The following is a 16,862-nucleotide window of genomic DNA, read 5'->3' on the forward strand; positions in this document are numbered from 1 at the left end:
CGGTTGGACCGCCTCGATACGCAACGGCCCCGAATAGCTTAGTTCAGTTTCAAGTGGCCACGCTGACGAGTGACTGACGTGTCATGACATCGAAATCAGTAACTGAAGTCATGCCCCAACTCTTTCTGCATCCACTCCAGGAATTTTCTCACCCGAGGGAAGTTTGCATGGGCTCTGGGAAAAACCAGGTGGTGCGCGGTAATGGGTGCGCTCAATTGCGGCGCTACCTCGACCAAGGTTCCACGCGCCAGATAGTCCTGAGCCAACAGCGTGCTTTCCAGGGCAAAACCAAGCCCGTGGCTGGCTGCCTCCAGTGTCATGTAGGAACGGTCAAAGCTGAGCGTATAGGGTTTTTCGGGGCGTGCCAGGCCATGTTGGGCGAACAGTTGCGGCCACTTGATCAGCGTCGCCTCCGACAGGATCAGATTGCAGTCCAGCAAATCCGCCACCGCCCGGACGGGGCGTTTTTCCAGGAGTTTGGGCGACGCCATCACCGCGATTTTTTCATTGCGCACCGTACGCACTTCAAAACTTGGCCAGTTGGGCATGCCGTGGCGGATATCCAGGTCGATCTTGTCGCGACTGAAATGCAGTGATTCGTATGAGCACGAAAGGTTGAGCTGTATGTCGGGATGGCTCTGGCGAAATTGCTCGAGGCGCGGCATCAACCACAACAGGCCGAAACTGGGGGATGAGTGCAAGCGCAGGCAGTCAAGGCTGACATCGCTGGAGGCGCGTTCGGTGGCCACCGCCAGGCTGTGCAGAATGCCGGAAACCTCAGTGAGGTATTGCTCACCCACAGGCGTCAATGTCACCCCCCTGGCCGTTCGGAGGAACAGCTGCCGCCCGATCATCGCTTCCAGCTTGGCCAACTGATGACTGACGGCCGAGGGGGTCAGGTCAAGCAGTTCGGCGGCGCGGGCGACGTTGCCGAAGCGGGCCGTCTGTTCGAAGGCCTGAATGGCTTTCAGGGGTGGCAGGATAGGAGGTACATCGCCAGGTGAACTCATGATTATTGTTATTCCGCTGCAAGTGGCTTGGGCCGGGCGTGCAGCTATTCAAACATTGGAAGATATCGTTGGCGAGTGCTGAATTTTTTTCAGCACCCAGTGAAGTTTGCGTTATTGCTCAGCGCCTTTCTGGAGAACAAGCTGAGTCATCGGTTCTTCGTGGACCGACCCAACAAAAACAATCAGAGGTACTCTTCCATGCTTCTTCAAGGCAAAGTCGCGATCATCACCGGTGCAGCTTCCGCACGCGGCATCGGCCGTGCTACGGCGACCACTTTTGCGCAACAGGGCGCACGCGTGGTGATTCTCGATCTGGACGAATCCGCCGCTCGCGATGCCGCTGCCTCACTGGGCGAAGGTCATCTCGGTCTGGCTGCCAACGTCGCTGACGAATCCCAGGTGCAGCAGGCTGTCGCGAAAATCATCGAGCACTTCGGGCGCATCGACATCCTCGTCAACAACGCCGGCATCACCCAACCGCTCAAGACGCTCGATATCCGTCCTAGCGATTACGACAAGGTGCTGGACGTCAGCCTGCGCGGCACCCTGCTCATGTCGCAAGCCGTTATTCCGGTCATGCGCCAACAGACCTGCGGCAGTATTGTGTGCATGTCGTCGGTTTCGGCCCAGCGTGGAGGTGGCATCTTCGGTGGCCCCCATTACAGTGCGGCCAAGGCCGGTGTCCTGGGCCTGGGCAAAGCCATGGCACGGGAACTGGGGCCGGACAACATTCGCGTCAACTCCATCGCCCCTGGCTTGATTCACACCGACATCACCGGCGGCCTGATGCAGGACGATCGCCGCCACGCGATCATCGACGGCATTCCCTTGGGCCGACTCGGTGCCGCTCAGGATGTCGCCAACGCCGCCCTGTTCCTGGCCAGCGACCTATCATCCTACCTGACCGGCATCACGTTGGATGTGAACGGCGGCATGCTGATTCACTGAGTTCACCTGGGCGGGCCTGCGCGGCCCGTGCGGTTCTGGATCGATGACGCAGCCTGGCCTGATGGCCTGGCGGTCAATAAAAACAAGAGATCAGACCATCATGACGACCCTGTCGCTCGAAGCGGTTTCGACCGTGCGTTCCAACGCTTACCGTAAAACGGCCTGGCGCCTGATGCCTTTCCTGATGCTGTGCTACCTGTGCGCCTACCTTGATCGCGTCAACGTCGGCTTTGCCAAGCTGCAGATGATGAACGACCTGGCGCTCAGCGAAGCGGTCTACGGACTGGGCGCCGGCATGTTCTTCATCGGTTACTTCCTCTGTGAAGTGCCCAGCAACATCATCCTGCACAAGGTCGGGGCGCGGGTCTGGATCGCGCGCATCATGATCACCTGGGGCATCGTTTCTGCGTTGTTCGCCTTCGTTGAAACCGCCTGGCAATTCTATGCCCTGCGCTTCCTGCTGGGCATCGCCGAAGCCGGCCTGGCGCCGGGCTTGTTGCTCTATCTGACCTACTGGTTTCCCTCCTACCGACGTGCGCGCATGACCGTGTTGTGGTTCATCGCCATTCCGCTGTCAGGGATGGTCGGTGGCCCGCTCTCCGGCTGGATCATGAACCACTTCGCCGGGATGCATGGCTGGGCCGGCTGGCAGTGGATGTTTGTCCTGGAAGCCGTGCCGACCGTCCTTATTGGCCTGCTGGTACTGAGCTACCTCAAGGACGGCGTGCATCAGGCCAGCTGGCTGGATGATGACGAGAAAGCACTGATCAGCCGCGAACTGGCCGAGGACGACCAGCAGAAAGTCACCCATGCCTCGGTGGGTGAGTTCATCCGCGACCGTCGCCTGTGGTTGCTGGCCGGGATTTACTTCTGCGTGGTCATGGGCCAGTACGCCATCACCTTCTGGCTGCCGACCCTGGTGCGTAATGCGGGGGTTTCCAATCCATTGCATATCGGCTTCCTGAGCAGCCTGCCCTACCTCTGCGCAATTGCGGCCATGCTGTATGCCGGACGCAGTGGTGACAAACATCGTGAACGTCGCTGGCACCTCATCGTACCGATGATCGCCGGTGCCATCGGGTTGAGCCTGGCCGCACTGATGGGTGGAAATGTACTGCTCTCGATTCTCAGTCTGTGCCTGGCCGCTTCCGGAATCCTGTCCGCGACGTCGATGTTCTGGATGCTACCCACCACGTTGCTCGGAGGCGTGTCCGCCGCCGCGGGCATCGCCGCGGTCAACAGCTTCGCCAACCTCGCCGGCTTCTGTTCGCCTTACCTGATTGGCTGGGTCACCACTCAGACCGGCTCCAGCGCCATCGGCATGTACCTGATCACTGGCGTACTGCTGTTCGGGGCCACATTGGTGCTGCGCATCCCCGCCGCCTCGGTCAATCGTTGATTCATTGGAGTTTCACCATGACTGCTCATCCTGCATTCACGTCATCCACGACGCTGGCGCAACGCGCCCACAACATTCGCCGCCATGCCTTGCGCATGGGTCAGGTCCAGGGCCAAGGCTACGTCGGCCAGGCCCTCGGCGCCGCCGACCTGCTAGCCGTCTCCTACTTCCACGCCCTGAGCTTCCGGCCCGAAGACCCGGAATGGGAAGCCCGCGATCGCTTCTACCTGTCGATCGGTCACTACGCCATTGCGCTGTACGCCGCCTTGATCGAAGCCGAGATCATCCCGCTGGACGAACTGGAAACCTACGGCGCCGATGACAGCCGCCTGCCGATGTCGGGCATGGCCGCCTACACCCCGGGAATGGAGATCACCGGTGGATCGCTCGGCCAGGGCCTGGGTATCGCCGTCGGTGCCTGTCTGGGCCTCAAGCGCAAAGGCTCCACAGCCTTCGTCTACAACCTGCTGTCGGACGGCGAACTGAATGAAGGCTCGACCTGGGAAGCGGTGATGTCGGCGTCGCACTGGAAGCTCGACAACCTGATCGCCATTGTCGACGTCAACAACCAGCAGGCCGACGGCTACTCCAGTGAAATCCTTTCGTTCGAACCCATCGTCGATCGTTGGCAGGCGTTTGGCTGGTTCACCCAGCGCGTCGATGGCAATGATCTGGAGGCACTGGTCACGGCCTTCGATGCCGCGCGCAACCACCCTGGCGCGCAACCTCGGGTGATCATCTGCGACACCAGAATGGGCAAAGGCGTGCCTTTCCTCGAAACCCGGGAAAAGACTCACTTCATCCGCGTGGAAGAACACGAATGGGATCTGGCACTGAGCAACCTTGAAGAAGGAAACAACCAATGAGCACCGCAGCCAACACTCCGACTTCCACGGCTACGCCTGCCAAGAAGCGCCTGACGACTTCTGCGATGATCGCCTCGATTGCCTCGGAGGGCCAAGCCACCAGATCAGCGCCGTTTGGTCATGCATTGGCCGCCCTGGCGGATCAGCGTTCGGACATCGTCGGGCTGTCCGCCGACCTGTCCAAGTACACCGACCTGCACATCTTCGCCAAGGCACATCCCGACCGGTTCTATCAGATGGGCATGGCCGAACAATTACTGATGAGCGCGGCTGCCGGTATGGCCCGCGAAGGCTTCGTGCCGTTCGCCACCACCTACGCGGTGTTCGCTTCGCGCCGTGCCTATGACTTCATCTGCATGGCCATTGCCGAGGAAAACCTCAACGTCAAGATTGTCTGCGGCCTGCCCGGCCTCACCACCGGCTACGGCCCAAGCCACCAGGCCACGGACGACCTGGCCATCTTCCGCGCCATGCCCAACCTGATGATCGTCGACCCGTGCGACGCCCTGGAAATCGAACAGGCCGTACCCGCCATCGCCGCGCATCAAGGGCCGGTCTACATGCGCCTGTTGCGCGGCAATGTGCCGTTGGTGCTGGACGAGTACGGCTACACGTTCGAGATCGGCAAAGCCAAGACCCTGCGCACCGGTAACGATGTGCTGGTCATCTCCACCGGCTTGATGACGATGCGCGCACTGGAAGCGGCCAAGGAGCTGCAGGCGGACGGCGTCGATGTCGCTGTGCTGCATGTGCCGACGATCAAACCATTGGATGAGCAAACCATTCTTGCCGAAGCCAGAAAGCCCGGTCGCCTTGTCGTGACTGCAGAAAACAGCTCCATTATCGGTGGGCTCGGCGAGGCCGTTGCCGGGGTGCTGCTGCGCAACGGGGTGACGCCCACCTTCAGGCAGATCGCCTTGCCCGACGCGTTCCTCGATGCCGGCGCCTTGCCGACGCTGCATGATCGCTACGGTATTTCGACTCAAGCCGTTTGTACTCAAATCAAAGCCTGGCTTTGACAGCGAGGACCCGGCACCTGGAAACAGGTGCCATTGAGCTCGATGCGAAGGGAGGGGAACCTTGAAGCCACATGAACTGCTTGATCCAGACTTCCACAGCTTCCTGAACCCTGGCACGGACCCATGGTCGCTCGATACGCTGCCGACCATCCGGAGATTGTCGCGCGCAGGCGTCGCTGTAGAGCTTCACGTCTATCCGGGTGCCCCGCATATGTTCGACCAGAATCCAGGACGCATCATTGCGCAATCCCATCTCGATATCCTTCGTTCACTGAAAGAATTCTTCAAGGTGCCTTGAGCCGTACCTTGCTCAGTCGCCCAGCGAGCCAAGGAGCCACTGGCGAAAAATCTCGGCAGAGGCAGAGCGCTTGCGATGCTTGAGCGACACCAGGAATTCGCCATTGCCGGTCACACATTCGAACGGCGTAACCCGCTGCAATTCGCCCTTGGCCAGCGCCTCATCCGCCATGAACGTCCATGCAAGGCCAATACCCATGCCTTGCTGGACGGCACGATAGGCCAATGTCAACTGGTTGAAGACCGGGGCTTTGTCCCGCGCCACGTAGTCGATGCCAAAGTGGCCGAACCACTGGCGCCAGTCCAGGCATTGCCAGGCGCAGGTGTCGATCTGCACCAGGTTGGCTTGCGCCAAGTGTTCCAGCGTCTTGATTCCCGAGACATCCAGTGAAGGATGCGCCACGGCATAGACGATTTCCGGCAGCAGGAAATCGCTGTCCAGCGAGGGCCATTGGCCAGAACCGTAGAGAATGCCCACGTCGAAATCATTGAGGCTGGCCTCGTCGAACTCGTTGATCGCGTGAACGTGCACGGCGATGTCGGGGTACGCCTTGTTGAATTCGATCAACTTGGGAAACAACCAGAACTGGGCCAGGGCATGGGTCGCCAGCACCGAGACGGCGTTGGACTGATGGACATTGCGAATACGCGTGACGCTCTGGTACATCGTGGCGAGCAGCATGTTGACCGTCATCAGAAGCTCCTCGCCTGCGCCGGTCAACGCGACACCCCGTGGCTTGCGCTCGAACAGCGCCACGCCCATGCCGTCCTCGAGCTGGCGCATCTGTTTGCTCACGGCGCTCTGGGTCAGGAACAGTTCGCCAGCGGCACCGGTGAAGCTTTTGTGCCGTCCCACGGCCTCGAACGTGATCAGGGTCTCCAGTGGGGGCAAGGTACGCAAATAACGGTTGATGAGGATTCTCCTGGCTGACGACTGCGACCCGACATTCCCCTGCGGAATGGGTGGCCGAATATTTATCGCAGGTGGCGCTTATATACCATGGCTAGAATGCCGCTAAACAGCCTGTCAGAGCCGAGATGATGAACAGTGGGATCGTATTTGCGATATTGGCAGGCGCCATCTGGGGTGGGGTGATTATCGGCCCTTCGTTGCTGCCCGAATTCAATGCCGTGCTGATCAGCAGTGTGCGGTTTTCCCTCTATGGGCTGATCTCGCTTCTGCTGGCTTTGCCAATTGCATCAAGCCTGCTCGCCCGATTGACGCGCAACGATGTGTTTATGCTGTTGCGTTTGTCATTGACTGGCAACGTCCTGAACTACGCCCTGTTGGGTGCTTCCGTACAACTGAGCGGGGTGACGGCGGCCGCCCTGATTAATGGCATGATGCCGGTTGCCATTACCTTCCTGGGGCGTGGTGATCCAGGGTCCCTGCCCCTGTCAAAGCTCAAGCTGCCTTTGTTGCTGGTATTCCTGGGCATCGTATCGGTGAGCCTGGAACACTCAGGCGCGCCGGCGGCGAGTACTTCGCTGTCTTCCCGTTTACTCGGCCTGGCCTGTGGCTTCAGCGCTGTCGTCTGCTGGTCGTGGTACGCCACCCACAATGCCCGCTATCTCAAGCAGAGCCATTTCAACAGCAGCGAATGGTCGACGCTGGTGGGCATCGTGACGGGTATCGTGGCGGTCGTGTTCGGCATCGCCGCCTTGATGTTATTCCCGAACCTGGTCCCCGCTCAGGTTGAAAGCAGTCGCTGGATGGCTTTGCTGTGGGTCTGCCTGTTCCTGGCACTGTGTGGTTCGTGGCTTGCCAATGGGCTATGGAATGCCTGCTCGCGTCGAATGGCCACGTCGCTGAGCGGCCAGATGATCGTGTTCGAAACGCTGTTTGCCTGTGTCTACGGTTTTCTGTTCAGCCAGCGGGTGCCTGGCCTGATGGAAGTGATCTCGATCGTGTTGCTGGTGGGGGGTGTGGTCTGGGCGGCGAAGCGTCACCGCGTGGTCCCGGTGAAACATGCCGAGCCGTAGCCGCTGCTGGCGAATCCCACAGACGCTACCCGCCTGCCCTGTTGCGCCAAAACAGGCCGGTAGCGATAACACTCAAAAAACCATCAGCAGCATTGAGGTACCTCGCCGCGCGCAAGGCGAGCGTTGATGTCTTCAATGACCGCCGGCAAATCGACGATGGTGTCGATCAGGTAGTGCGGGCGCGAACCTTCGAACATCCGGGTAATGCGTGATCGCGCTTCGCTCAGTTCTTCGGCTGACAGGTTTTTGTATTGGTCATAGGTCAGGCCCAATGCATTGCCGGAGCAGGTCAGCGCCACCGTCCACATGCCCGCGCTTCGGCCTTCGAGAATGCCCGGCCAGGTGTCATCGACTTTGACGCAAGCGGCAACGTCACTGACCCCCAGGGCAATGACGTTGGCCAGCGCTTGCGCCGGGTGCGGGCGTCCGTTGGGCACTTCGTCGGTGGCCACTACGTGGTCGGTGACATAGCCGTTCTGGCGCGCCAGCTCCACGACTTTTTCCATGACCACCCCCGGGTAGCCGGAGCAGGAGCCGATTTTCAGGCCCTTGTCGCGCAGGCCGTTGATGGTCTCGAGTGCACCGGGAATCAACGCCGAATGCAGGGCGATTTTCTCGATCTGCAGCGGCATGAAACGCTCGTAGAGTGCGGTGACATCATCGTCGGTTGGCAACCGGCCGAACACGGCGTGGTAGCGCGCGGCGATCTGCGGCTCGTTGCACAGCGTGCGGATGTGGTCCCACTTGCCCATGCCCATCGGCCCGCGGGCTTCTTGCAGGGACACCGCGACGCCAAACTCGGCAAAGGCCTCGACGAAAATCTGCGTCGGTGCGAAGGAACCGAAATCCACGACAGTGCCCGCCCAGTCCAGAACCACGGCTTGCAATTGGGAAGGTTGTTGGTAATGCATGGTGAGTCTCCATTTTTGGCTAAGGGATGCCCGTCCCTCCTGTCGCCGGGAGGTAAGGTTATTGAGGCTTGATACGGATCAGGCGATCAGGTGGCCGGGATCGGACTGGAATCGAACAGCTCGGCGATCATCGGCCGGTTTCTGCGAATACCCAGGCAACACAGGTGGTAATCAATGAAAAACGGATGATCGACAAAGGTAATGGGCTTTGTTCCCGGCGTTTCGGCGTATTCGACAGCCGATACGAAACCAATGCCGATTCCCTTGGCGATGGCGTGAACGATGGCTTCGCGGCTGTTCAATTGCATGACGCAGTTCAGGTCGACATCGAGGCGATCGCAGCACTCCTCCACCAGTTGGCGAGTGCGGGAGCTTTTTTCCCGAAGGACCCACTTCTCGTCGCTGATCTGTTCAACGTGCACCGCCTTCTGCGCAGCCCAGGGGTGATCGTCGCGCACGACGGCAATGATGGGATAACGCCGATAGAGCTGCGTATCAAAACGCTTGTCGAATTCGGACAGCGCCAGGATGGCCACGTCGATGTCGAAATTGAACAGGCGGTTCAGGGTCTCTTTTTCCGGCGAGAATGATGTTTCCAACTCAATGTCCGGATGCCGCTGCATCAACTCGTACGTCAGGTTCATTGCAATGGGCGGCGAGACGGCACCCAGGCGCAACATCCCGGTTTTACGTTGCTTGAAACTCTGTAGAAGTTGCACGGCTTCGTCCTCTTGGCCAAAAAGCCCCTGGGTGATGGCATACAGTTTGTGTCCCGCCGAGCTCATTTCCACGATGCGTCCGCGTCGATGAAAGAGCTCCACGGAAAACTTCTTTTCCAGCGCCGTGACCTGCTCACTGACTGTCGGTTGCCCAACGCTCAGGTACTCGGCGGCCAGGGTGAAACTGCCGGTCTTGGCCACCGCATGAAAGGAACGCAGCCACTTGTGGTACTGATACATGAAAAGATCCTGTTCCCGGGCCGCGGCCCTGATTCATACCGGTGTAAACAGCTATCAACGCCTGATGAACAAGGCGACCGCTGCGCTGCACAGGCAGGCAGACGTGACCACGATGAAGATCAACGACGTGTTGCCGGTACTGTCGAGCATACTGCCGATCAGCGGTTCCGCCAGGCCTGCGAAAAGGTAGGAGGAGAAGTTCATGATGCCGGTCGCGGTGCCCGCGCGCTTGGCGCCGACCAGGTCCGGGCACAGTGCCCAGAAACTCGACGCAGGACCATAGACAAAGAACCCGCAGAGAAACAACGCCACGAGGCCGACGGCACTGTGAGGCGCAAGGCTCCACATCCACAGGCTGGTGCCTGCGCCGAGGAACATGTAGAGCATGATCGCCAGGTAGCGTTTTGAACCGAACAGTTTGTCCGAGATCCAGCCATTGCTGAGCGCACCGATGGCCATGCCCACCGGCAAGGCAACCGTGATCCACTTGGGATCGATCAGGCTGTCGCCGCTTTTCCAGTCGGCGCCCAGAAAGTGCACCGGCACCCAGACGATAAGACCGTAGCGAGCGGCATTCTGGAACCCCAGGGAGATTGCAGCGATGATCAAGCGGTAGTTTTTCAGCACCGCTTTGTAGCGCTGCGCCGAGGTTTCGAGTTCGCCGTGGGCGACTTCGTGATTCTTGTCATCGGCATTGGCCACACCGGTATCGGCAAGCGGCTCGAAGCCCATGTCCTGCGGTCGCTCTCGCGCCACCAGGTAAAACACGATGCCCCCTGCCAGCATCAGCAAAACCGGCAGGCGGAAGATCCAGCGCCACTCCAGTTGCAGCACTTCAAGCACAACGATTGAGGTCACGTAGGACAGGACAGAGGCGCAACCGGCAGCGAATACGTAAAAACCATAGACTTTGCCCCGCTCGCCGGTACTCCACCAATTGGAGATCAGCCGACTGCCTGGCGCCCAGCCTAATGCCTGAAAGTAACCGTTGATGCCCCAGGGTAAAATGAGCGCGGCGAAGCTACCGGCGAAGCTGGTGATCCAATTGGCTGCACACGACAACACGGCACCGGCCGTCATGATGCGGCGCCCACCGAACTTGTCGGCAAGATTGCCATTGATTGCCTGGCCGATGGCATACGCCCACAACATGGCAGCCGATGCCCAGCCAAGATGTTCCTTGGTAAAACCGAACTCTGCCTGGATGCCCGGGATGGCGAAACCGAACGTTTGTCGACCGGTGTAGAAAAACAGGTAGCAGAACATCGCCGCCAACAGCATGCGCCATTGCGCGACTCGGAACGAGGACGTGGAGACTGCCAGACTCGGTAAAGCTTGGGCACGATTCATGATCTTTTCCTTATTATTGTTCGTACCCTCCAGGCGAATCGGAGGGCGCACCTTTGTAGGAGCGAGCATGCTCGCGATGAGTCTGAGAGCGCCGCGGGGTGTCAGGTTGCCAGCGTTATCGTTAACGACCATCGTCGGAACGCCGCCCGGAGCATGCTCGCTCCTACAGGGGGGGGGCACGTGTCAGGCGGCGTGTGCACCGATGAAGTTCTTGCCTCGTGCGCCCTGCAGTGCGAACTCGATCATCTCCCGGGCTTCCTCTTGCGTAACGCCGTAGTCGGCAAACTCGGTCTTTACATCGAGGCTGTGGAGGAAATTGCGCAGCTGTGCCTGCGCTTCGTCGAGGTCTTTGCCGAACACCCGTTTCAAGACCCTGTCGCGCGCTTCGTCACGTCCCCAAGCAAGGCCCAGGACCAAGGGCAAGGTGAAGGAGCAGGCGATGCCATGGGGCAGGCCGTGGCGCAGCGTCATTTGGTAGGAAATCGAGTGGGCCAACGCCGTCTTGGTATTGGAAAAGGCCAGCCCGGCCTTGAGCGCGGCCAGTGCCATGCGTGAACGCAGTTCCTTGCTGCCCAGGTCATGCCGCAACAGCGGCAGGCACTCAAGAATGTCTTCGATCGCGGAGATCGCGAAGGTGTCCGAAACCGGATTGGCGTTGATGTTCCAGATGGACTCCAGCGCATGAGACAACGCGTCCAGACCGGTTGAAACCGTGACACCCGCTGGAACAGTGAGCATCAGACCGGGATCGACGATCGCCACTTTGGGCCAGGTGCAATCCAGGTGCAGCGAGTATTTTTTCTGTCCTTCGGTATCCCAGATTGTCGCCCATGGGGTGACCTCACTGCCGGTGCCTGCCGTGGTGGGAACCGCAATCAGCGCTTTGCTGTGGGCTGGAACAAAGGGCTTGCCCGTTGCCAGCAAGGCGACCAGTTCATCGAAGCGACCCGACTGCGTCCCCACGATCAATGCCTTGGCCGTATCGATGGCGCTGCCTCCGCCAACGGCGATGACCGTCTGACAATCGCCCGCTTCCTGCCAGAAGCGCTCATAGGTGCCACGCAATTGAGCGACATCGGGATTGGGCTGGACATCTTCGACGATGTATATCAGCCGCTCGCCGAGCAAATCCTGAATGCGATCGACCAGTCCCAACCCACGCGCTTCGGGAAAGATCACCAGGGCAACTTTTTGGTTTTCGGTGATCGAGGCAAGTTCTACGAGGCTGTTGTAGCCCAGGCGAGTATCAACAGGATTATGGAATCGGGCGATCATGGCGGTCCTCTACTTGTTGTTGTAAGACGTGGCGCCATACTCACGGCCCGAGGTTAACCGCACAAATCGATAATTCGCAGGTGTGCATAGGCTCAGCCGATACCAGCGATCAGCGTTGCCAGCGGGGACCTGACGCGCTCATGGATTGACGAAAATCGCTCCCCTTCCCCTCCAACTCCCCCCTGGCTGCGCCTGATCGATCATGACCAACAGGGAATGCGCAGGACCCCACTGACTCGCCATCCTCAGAAAAGTTGTACAAAAAAGTTGACTTGTACAGGCAACGTCCTATTCTTCAAATAACTATACAAACCTCATGCGCCTGTACAAGAAAAAGAGGCCGGGGAAATTCCATGCCTGCTTGCAATGGAGACACGACGTGGCTGATTTCTTGCGATGTTTCGCCAGCGAATTTGCAGCGCTGGACGGCAGCAATCTGCACAACCTCAAGCATCTGTACAGTCACGACGTACGCTTCAGTGATCCGCTCCATGAGATCCAGGGCCTGACAGCGCTGGAAGAATATTTTACTGAGCTGTATGCCAACGTCAGTGAGCTGGGTTTCACCTTCCACGGCTATGACCAGGTGCAAGACGGCGCCGGTTATCTACGCTGGACCCTGCATTATCGCCACCCCCGCTTGAGCCATGGCCAACTCATAGAGGTGGTGGGCTGTTCGTACCTGCTTTGGCACAAGAAGGTGTATCAGCATTGCGACTACTTTGATGCAGGCGCTCTGCTCTATGAGCACTTGCCTCTAATGGGAACCGCGATTGGCTGGCTAAAGGGGCGATTGGCATGAAACGCATCTGGCTCACTGGAGCCAGTAGCGGCATTGGTGCCGCCCTGGCAGAAATTTTATTGACCCAAGGCCATTTCCTGGCCGTCAGCGCACGCAATGCAAAGGCCCTGGAAACATTACACAGGGGTCATCCGCAGCAGGTACTTCTGCTGCCGGGCGACCTGACCGATCCACGCCAGGTTCAAGCCATGGGCGAGCGAATCGGGCAAGTCTGGGGCCATCTGGATCAGGTCATCCTCAACGCTGGAACCTGCGAGTATGTGGACGCCGGCGTCTTTGAAGCCGACATGATTGAACGCGTGATGCGGGCCAATCTGTTTTCCGCCGCCTACTGCGTGGAAGCCGCCCTACCACTGTTGCGCAAGGCTCAGCGGCCGCATCTGGTGGCCGTGTGCAGTTCGGTGACCTACCTGCCGTTACCGCGCGCCGAAGCGTATGGCGCCTCAAAGGCGGCAATGCGCTACCTGTTTCGGTCCTTACGCATCGACCTGGCTCACGAAGGAATCGACGTCACGCTCGTCAGCCCGGGCTTCGTCGATACGCCACTCACGCAAAAAAACGATTTCCCGATGCCGATGCGTTGGCCGGTCGGCAAAGCTGCCGCCTACATCGCCACCCGCCTGGAAAAACGCCCCCTGGACATTGCATTTCCCTGGCCATTCATTGCCGCTCTGCGCGCATTAGCGTTATTGCCCCAACGCCTGCAACTGACGCTGGGCAGACGCATGGCGCGTCCGGTCACAGAAGAGTCTTCATGAAAATAGCCATCATCGGCAGCGGTATTTCCGGCCTGACCTGCGCCTACCTGCTCAACCGCAAACACGACATCACTGTGTTCGAAGCCAGTGACTGGATCGGTGGCCATAGCCATACGGTCGACGTTGAAGTAAAGGGCGAACGCCATGCCATCGATACGGGTTTTATCGTCTTCAACGACTGGACCTATCCCAACTTCATCCGTCTGCTGGATCAACTCGGCGTGGCTTCGCAACCCACCGAGATGAGCTTTTCGGTCCAGGACCCGCACACCGGCATTGAATACAACGGCGGCAACCTCAACCAAGTGTTTGCCCAGCGAAGCAATCTGCTTTCACCTGGCTTCTGGGGCATGTTGCGCGAGATCTTGCGTTTCAACCGCCAAGCCCCACGTGATCTGGAAGAACAGCGCATCACTGCCGACACCACGCTGGGCGCCTACCTGCGGGAAAACGGCTACGGCCAGCGTTTTATCGAACATTACATCGTCCCTATGGGGTCGGCGATCTGGTCGATGTCACTGGGCGACATGCAGCGTTTTCCGCTGCAGTTCTTCGTACGCTTTTGTAAAAATCACGGCCTCTTGTCCGTCACCCACCGGCCGCAATGGCGTGTGGTCAGCGGCGGTTCGCGCCGTTACGTAACGGCGTTGAGTGCCGGTTTTGTCGAGCGTATCCACCTTAACTGCCCGGTGTATCGCGTGGAACGTGACCTGGGCGGCGTCACCCTGCACTGTGCGACAGGAAGCAAGCGTTTTGACAACGTTGTGTTCGCCTGTCACAGCGACCAGGCGCTACGCCTGTTGGCCGCTCCCAGCCGAGCCGAGCGAGAGATACTCGGTGCACTGCATTACGCCGAAAACGATGTGGTGCTGCACAGCGACACCCGCCTGCTGCCCAACCGTCGCCGAGCATGGGCGAGCTGGAACTACCGCCTCGGCGGCTCAGCCCAGCACCTGGCAGCTGTTACCTACAACATGAATATCCTCCAGGGGCTTTCGAGCGACACCACCTTTTGCGTCAGCCTGAACCAGACCGCAGCCATCGACCCCGGCAAAATCCTCGACCGCTTCCGCTACGCCCATCCGCAATACAGCCAGGCAGGCATGACCGCACAAGCGCGTTGGCAAGAATTACAGGGGCCCCAGTTCAGCTACTACTGCGGCGCCTACTGGGCCAACGGTTTCCACGAGGACGGCGTGGTAAGCGCCTTGCGCGTGGCGAGCGCTTTCGGAGAAAAACTGTGAACAGTGCACTGTACCGCGGCTGGGTCAGCCACCGACGGCTGCTGCCGCGCACCCATGGGTTTCGCTACCGCATGGGTATGCTCTACCTCGATCTGGCGGAACAATCGCAGGTGCTGGCCTTATCCTGGTTCGCCGGACATTCGCGCTGGGCCGCCTTCGCCTTCCGCGAAACTGACTACCTGCCGCTTGCAACGCGCCAGGGTATGAGCCTGAGCGATGCAGTGCGCCAGCGCGTGGAACAGGCCCTTGGTCACGCGCCGCAGGGACGCATCTGTCTGCTCACCCAGCCCCGTAGCTGGGGGCTGTCCTTTAATCCGGTCAGCCTGTTTTACTGCTTCGAATCCGACGGCAGCCTGGCCGCCATTCTCTGCGAAGTCAGCAATACCCCTTGGCGAGAGCGTTACCACTATGTGCTGCCGACCCATGCAACCGGTGAGTCATGCCACAGGGTCGCCAAGAGCTTTCACGTCTCGCCCTTCCTGCCTCGTGACCTGGAGTACCGCATGCGGTTTTCCGCTCCCGGCCAAACGCTGCACGTGAACATGCAGGATTGGCAGGGTGAGCAAAAAATATTTGAAGCCGGCCTGGGTCTGGAGCGCGTCGAACTGACGCGCCAAAGCCTGCATCGCCACCTTCTGGACTTTCCCTGGATGACCGCCAAGACCCTGCTCGGCATTTACTCGCAGGCTCTGCGCCTGCTGCTCAAGCGTCTGCCCCTGGTTTCCCATCAACCCGCCGCCGGTGAATACCGCACCGCAAACCTGGAGTCTCGCCATGACGAATCCTAGCCTGACCCCAATGACGTGTGGCTCTGCTGCCAACGGGATAGGCGCCCGTGTATTGAAAAAAGGCGTCTTGCATCAACTGGCGCACCTGCGCCACGGACATTTGGTCATCATCGTCGACGGTGAGCCACTGAGCTTCGGCCAGCCTGGCGCGGCACCGCATGGCGAGATAGAAGTGCATAATGCGGCGCTCTGGCCAATGGTGGCGGTGAATGGCTCAATTGGCGCCGGCGAGGCCTATATCCACGGTTACTGGAGCAGCCCCGACCTGACGGCCGTGATTCGCGTATTCGTTGCCAACCTCGACGTACTGGATGGAATGGAGCGCGGCCTGGCACGTCTACGCCGTCCCCTGGCAAAAGCGTTGCACTGGCTCAACCGCAACACACGCCAAGGCTCGCAACGCAACATTTCTGCGCATTACGACCTGGGCAACGCGTTGTTTGAACACCTGCTGGACCCCAGCATGATGTATTCGGCAGCCATGTTCCGGTCCAGCAGCGATAGCCTTGAACAAGCTCAAATGTACAAGCTGGAGCGCATCTGCCAAAAGCTCGATCTCAAACCCAGCGACCACCTGCTGGAAATCGGCACAGGTTGGGGCGGCATGGCCATTTATGCGGCCACCCGATACGGCTGCAAGGTCACCACCACCACGCTGTCGCGTGAGCAGTTTGCCTACACCCAGCGCCTGATCGAAGAGCAGTGCCTGCAAGGCCGCATCACCCTGTTGCTGCAGGACTACCGTGACCTGACGGGTCAATACGACAAGCTGGTGTCGATCGAGATGATCGAGGCCGTCGGCCACCGCTTCCTGCCCACTTACTTCAAACAGTGCGCGCACCTGCTCAAGGAACACGGGCTTATGCTATTGCAGGCCATCACCATTCGAGACCAGCGCTACGAGCAGGCGAAAAAAACCGTCGACTTCATCCAGCGCTACATCTTCCCGGGTGGCGCCTTGCCTTCGGTGAGCACCATGCTGCACACCATCAGTCGCGACACCGACCTGAACCTTCATCACATGGAGGACTTCGGGCTTCACTACGCACGCACCCTTCGCCTGTGGCACGAGAACCTGCGACGCAGCCGGCACAACCTGGAAGCGTTAGGCTATGACGAGGCGTTTTTCCGCCTGTGGGAGTTTTACCTGTGCTACTGCGAGGGCGGCTTCCTGGAACGAAGCATCGGCACCGCGCACCTTTTACTCGCCAAACCCGGGGCACGGCCGCAGCCTTTCGGCCTGGAGGCGTGAA

Annotated in this window: 17 protein-coding genes; 11 read left to right on the forward strand and 6 right to left on the reverse strand. The window is 59.6% G+C overall.

Annotation, left to right across the window (positions count from 1 at the left end; all coding sequences use genetic code 11):
* Positions 1 to 95: 95 nt before the first annotated feature.
* Positions 96 to 1,010: a LysR substrate-binding domain-containing protein gene (locus AC3WWR_RS05720; protein WP_033042806.1), complete on the reverse strand. Its 915-nt coding sequence runs from the start codon at positions 1,008 to 1,010 to the stop codon at positions 96 to 98.
* Between the two features lie 198 nt (positions 1,011 to 1,208).
* Between AC3WWR_RS05720 and AC3WWR_RS05725 the strand changes: the two genes are divergently transcribed.
* The 5 genes from AC3WWR_RS05725 (at position 1,209) to AC3WWR_RS05745 (ending at position 5,540) form a co-directional block, all read left to right on the forward strand.
* A complete protein-coding gene (locus AC3WWR_RS05725; protein WP_033042819.1) occupies positions 1,209 to 1,958 on the forward strand; it encodes an SDR family NAD(P)-dependent oxidoreductase in 750 nt (249 codons plus the stop codon).
* 100 nt (positions 1,959 to 2,058) lie between these two features.
* Positions 2,059 to 3,357 carry an MFS transporter gene (locus AC3WWR_RS05730; RefSeq protein ID WP_033042808.1) on the forward strand — a complete coding sequence of 433 codons (1,299 nt, stop codon included), beginning with the start codon at positions 2,059 to 2,061 and terminating at the stop codon, positions 3,355 to 3,357.
* A 17-nt stretch (positions 3,358 to 3,374) separates the two neighbouring features.
* A complete protein-coding gene (locus tag AC3WWR_RS05735) occupies positions 3,375 to 4,223 on the forward strand; it encodes a transketolase (protein WP_033042810.1) in 849 nt (282 codons plus the stop codon).
* Positions 4,220 to 5,242, forward strand: coding sequence for a transketolase family protein (locus AC3WWR_RS05740; protein WP_033042811.1), 1,023 nt, complete (start codon positions 4,220 to 4,222; stop codon positions 5,240 to 5,242). The genes AC3WWR_RS05735 and AC3WWR_RS05740 overlap by 4 nt, the downstream gene beginning before the upstream one ends.
* A gap of 61 nt (positions 5,243 to 5,303) precedes the next feature.
* Complete coding sequence (locus AC3WWR_RS05745; RefSeq protein ID WP_225441889.1) at positions 5,304 to 5,540, forward strand: alpha/beta hydrolase family protein; 237 nt, start codon at positions 5,304 to 5,306, stop codon at positions 5,538 to 5,540.
* Between the two features lie 12 nt (positions 5,541 to 5,552).
* Here the strand turns inward: AC3WWR_RS05745 and AC3WWR_RS05750 are convergent, their stop codons facing one another.
* On the reverse strand, positions 5,553 to 6,440 hold the full coding sequence (locus AC3WWR_RS05750; protein WP_237749993.1) for a LysR substrate-binding domain-containing protein: 888 nt from the start codon (positions 6,438 to 6,440) through the stop codon (positions 5,553 to 5,555).
* 137 nt (positions 6,441 to 6,577) lie between these two features.
* Here AC3WWR_RS05750 and AC3WWR_RS05755 point away from each other — a divergent pair, with 137 nt between their 5' ends.
* Positions 6,578 to 7,522: a DMT family transporter gene (locus AC3WWR_RS05755; RefSeq protein ID WP_050511612.1), complete on the forward strand. Its 945-nt coding sequence runs from the start codon at positions 6,578 to 6,580 to the stop codon at positions 7,520 to 7,522.
* An 83-nt stretch (positions 7,523 to 7,605) separates the two neighbouring features.
* Here AC3WWR_RS05755 and phnX read toward each other — a convergent pair whose 3' ends face one another.
* The 4 genes from phnX to psrA all read right to left on the reverse strand — a co-directional run bounded on the left by phnX (position 7,606) and on the right by psrA (position 12,017).
* Entirely contained in the window at positions 7,606 to 8,433 is an 828-nt protein-coding gene (gene phnX / locus AC3WWR_RS05760) for a phosphonoacetaldehyde hydrolase (RefSeq protein WP_454866512.1), read from the reverse strand.
* An 86-nt stretch (positions 8,434 to 8,519) separates the two neighbouring features.
* Complete coding sequence (locus AC3WWR_RS05765) at positions 8,520 to 9,392, reverse strand: LysR substrate-binding domain-containing protein (RefSeq protein WP_454866511.1); 873 nt, start codon at positions 9,390 to 9,392, stop codon at positions 8,520 to 8,522.
* Positions 9,393 to 9,446: 54 nt separating this feature from the next.
* A complete protein-coding gene (locus tag AC3WWR_RS05770) occupies positions 9,447 to 10,742 on the reverse strand; it encodes an MFS transporter (RefSeq protein WP_179054498.1) in 1,296 nt (431 codons plus the stop codon).
* Positions 10,743 to 10,925: 183 nt separating this feature from the next.
* On the reverse strand, positions 10,926 to 12,017 hold the full coding sequence (psrA, locus tag AC3WWR_RS05775; RefSeq protein WP_492598555.1) for an iron-containing alcohol dehydrogenase PsrA: 1,092 nt from the start codon (positions 12,015 to 12,017) through the stop codon (positions 10,926 to 10,928).
* Between the two features lie 379 nt (positions 12,018 to 12,396).
* On the opposite strand from psrA, the gene AC3WWR_RS05780 reads away from it, so the two are divergent.
* Genes AC3WWR_RS05780 through AC3WWR_RS05800 form a run of 5 tightly spaced genes read left to right on the forward strand, consistent with a single transcriptional unit; the run spans position 12,397 to position 16,861 of the window.
* Positions 12,397 to 12,819: a nuclear transport factor 2 family protein gene (locus AC3WWR_RS05780; protein WP_083348619.1), complete on the forward strand. Its 423-nt coding sequence runs from the start codon at positions 12,397 to 12,399 to the stop codon at positions 12,817 to 12,819.
* Positions 12,816 to 13,577, forward strand: coding sequence for an SDR family NAD(P)-dependent oxidoreductase (locus tag AC3WWR_RS05785; RefSeq protein ID WP_492598556.1), 762 nt, complete (start codon positions 12,816 to 12,818; stop codon positions 13,575 to 13,577). The genes AC3WWR_RS05780 and AC3WWR_RS05785 overlap by 4 nt, the downstream gene beginning before the upstream one ends.
* Entirely contained in the window at positions 13,574 to 14,821 is a 1,248-nt protein-coding gene (locus AC3WWR_RS05790; RefSeq protein WP_020800147.1) for an NAD(P)/FAD-dependent oxidoreductase, read from the forward strand. Before AC3WWR_RS05785 ends, AC3WWR_RS05790 begins: the two co-directional genes overlap by 4 nt.
* Positions 14,818 to 15,609, forward strand: a complete 792-nt coding sequence (locus AC3WWR_RS05795) for a DUF1365 domain-containing protein (protein ID WP_168757598.1) — start codon at positions 14,818 to 14,820, stop codon at positions 15,607 to 15,609. Before AC3WWR_RS05790 ends, AC3WWR_RS05795 begins: the two co-directional genes overlap by 4 nt.
* Complete coding sequence (locus tag AC3WWR_RS05800) at positions 15,596 to 16,861, forward strand: SAM-dependent methyltransferase (RefSeq protein WP_151141352.1); 1,266 nt, start codon at positions 15,596 to 15,598, stop codon at positions 16,859 to 16,861. The genes AC3WWR_RS05795 and AC3WWR_RS05800 overlap by 14 nt, the downstream gene beginning before the upstream one ends.
* Position 16,862 lies beyond the last annotated feature (1 nt).

The sequence above is a fragment of the Pseudomonas sp. EB271-G4-1 genome (assembly GCF_058791355.1).

Bases quoted from the DNA above. Each gene is read 5' to 3' on its own strand.
- AC3WWR_RS05720 (WP_033042806.1), bottom strand. From the start codon at position 1,010: ATGAGTTCACCTGGCGATGTACCTCCTATCCTGCCACCCCTGAAAGCC.
- AC3WWR_RS05770 (WP_179054498.1), bottom strand. From the start codon at position 10,742: ATGAATCGTGCCCAAGCTTTACCGAGTCTGGCAGTCTCCACGTCCTCG.
- AC3WWR_RS05740 (WP_033042811.1), top strand. From the start codon at position 4,220: ATGAGCACCGCAGCCAACACTCCGACTTCCACGGCTACGCCTGCCAAG.
- AC3WWR_RS05765 (WP_454866511.1), bottom strand. From the start codon at position 9,392: ATGTATCAGTACCACAAGTGGCTGCGTTCCTTTCATGCGGTGGCCAAG.
- AC3WWR_RS05785 (WP_492598556.1), top strand. From the start codon at position 12,816: ATGAAACGCATCTGGCTCACTGGAGCCAGTAGCGGCATTGGTGCCGCC.
- AC3WWR_RS05730 (WP_033042808.1), top strand. From the start codon at position 2,059: ATGACGACCCTGTCGCTCGAAGCGGTTTCGACCGTGCGTTCCAACGCT.
- psrA (WP_492598555.1), bottom strand. From the start codon at position 12,017: ATGATCGCCCGATTCCATAATCCTGTTGATACTCGCCTGGGCTACAAC.
- AC3WWR_RS05725 (WP_033042819.1), top strand. From the start codon at position 1,209: ATGCTTCTTCAAGGCAAAGTCGCGATCATCACCGGTGCAGCTTCCGCA.
- AC3WWR_RS05735 (WP_033042810.1), top strand. From the start codon at position 3,375: ATGACTGCTCATCCTGCATTCACGTCATCCACGACGCTGGCGCAACGC.
- AC3WWR_RS05800 (WP_151141352.1), top strand. From the start codon at position 15,596: ATGACGAATCCTAGCCTGACCCCAATGACGTGTGGCTCTGCTGCCAAC.
- phnX (WP_454866512.1), bottom strand. From the start codon at position 8,433: ATGCATTACCAACAACCTTCCCAATTGCAAGCCGTGGTTCTGGACTGG.
- AC3WWR_RS05790 (WP_020800147.1), top strand. From the start codon at position 13,574: ATGAAAATAGCCATCATCGGCAGCGGTATTTCCGGCCTGACCTGCGCC.
- AC3WWR_RS05755 (WP_050511612.1), top strand. From the start codon at position 6,578: ATGATGAACAGTGGGATCGTATTTGCGATATTGGCAGGCGCCATCTGG.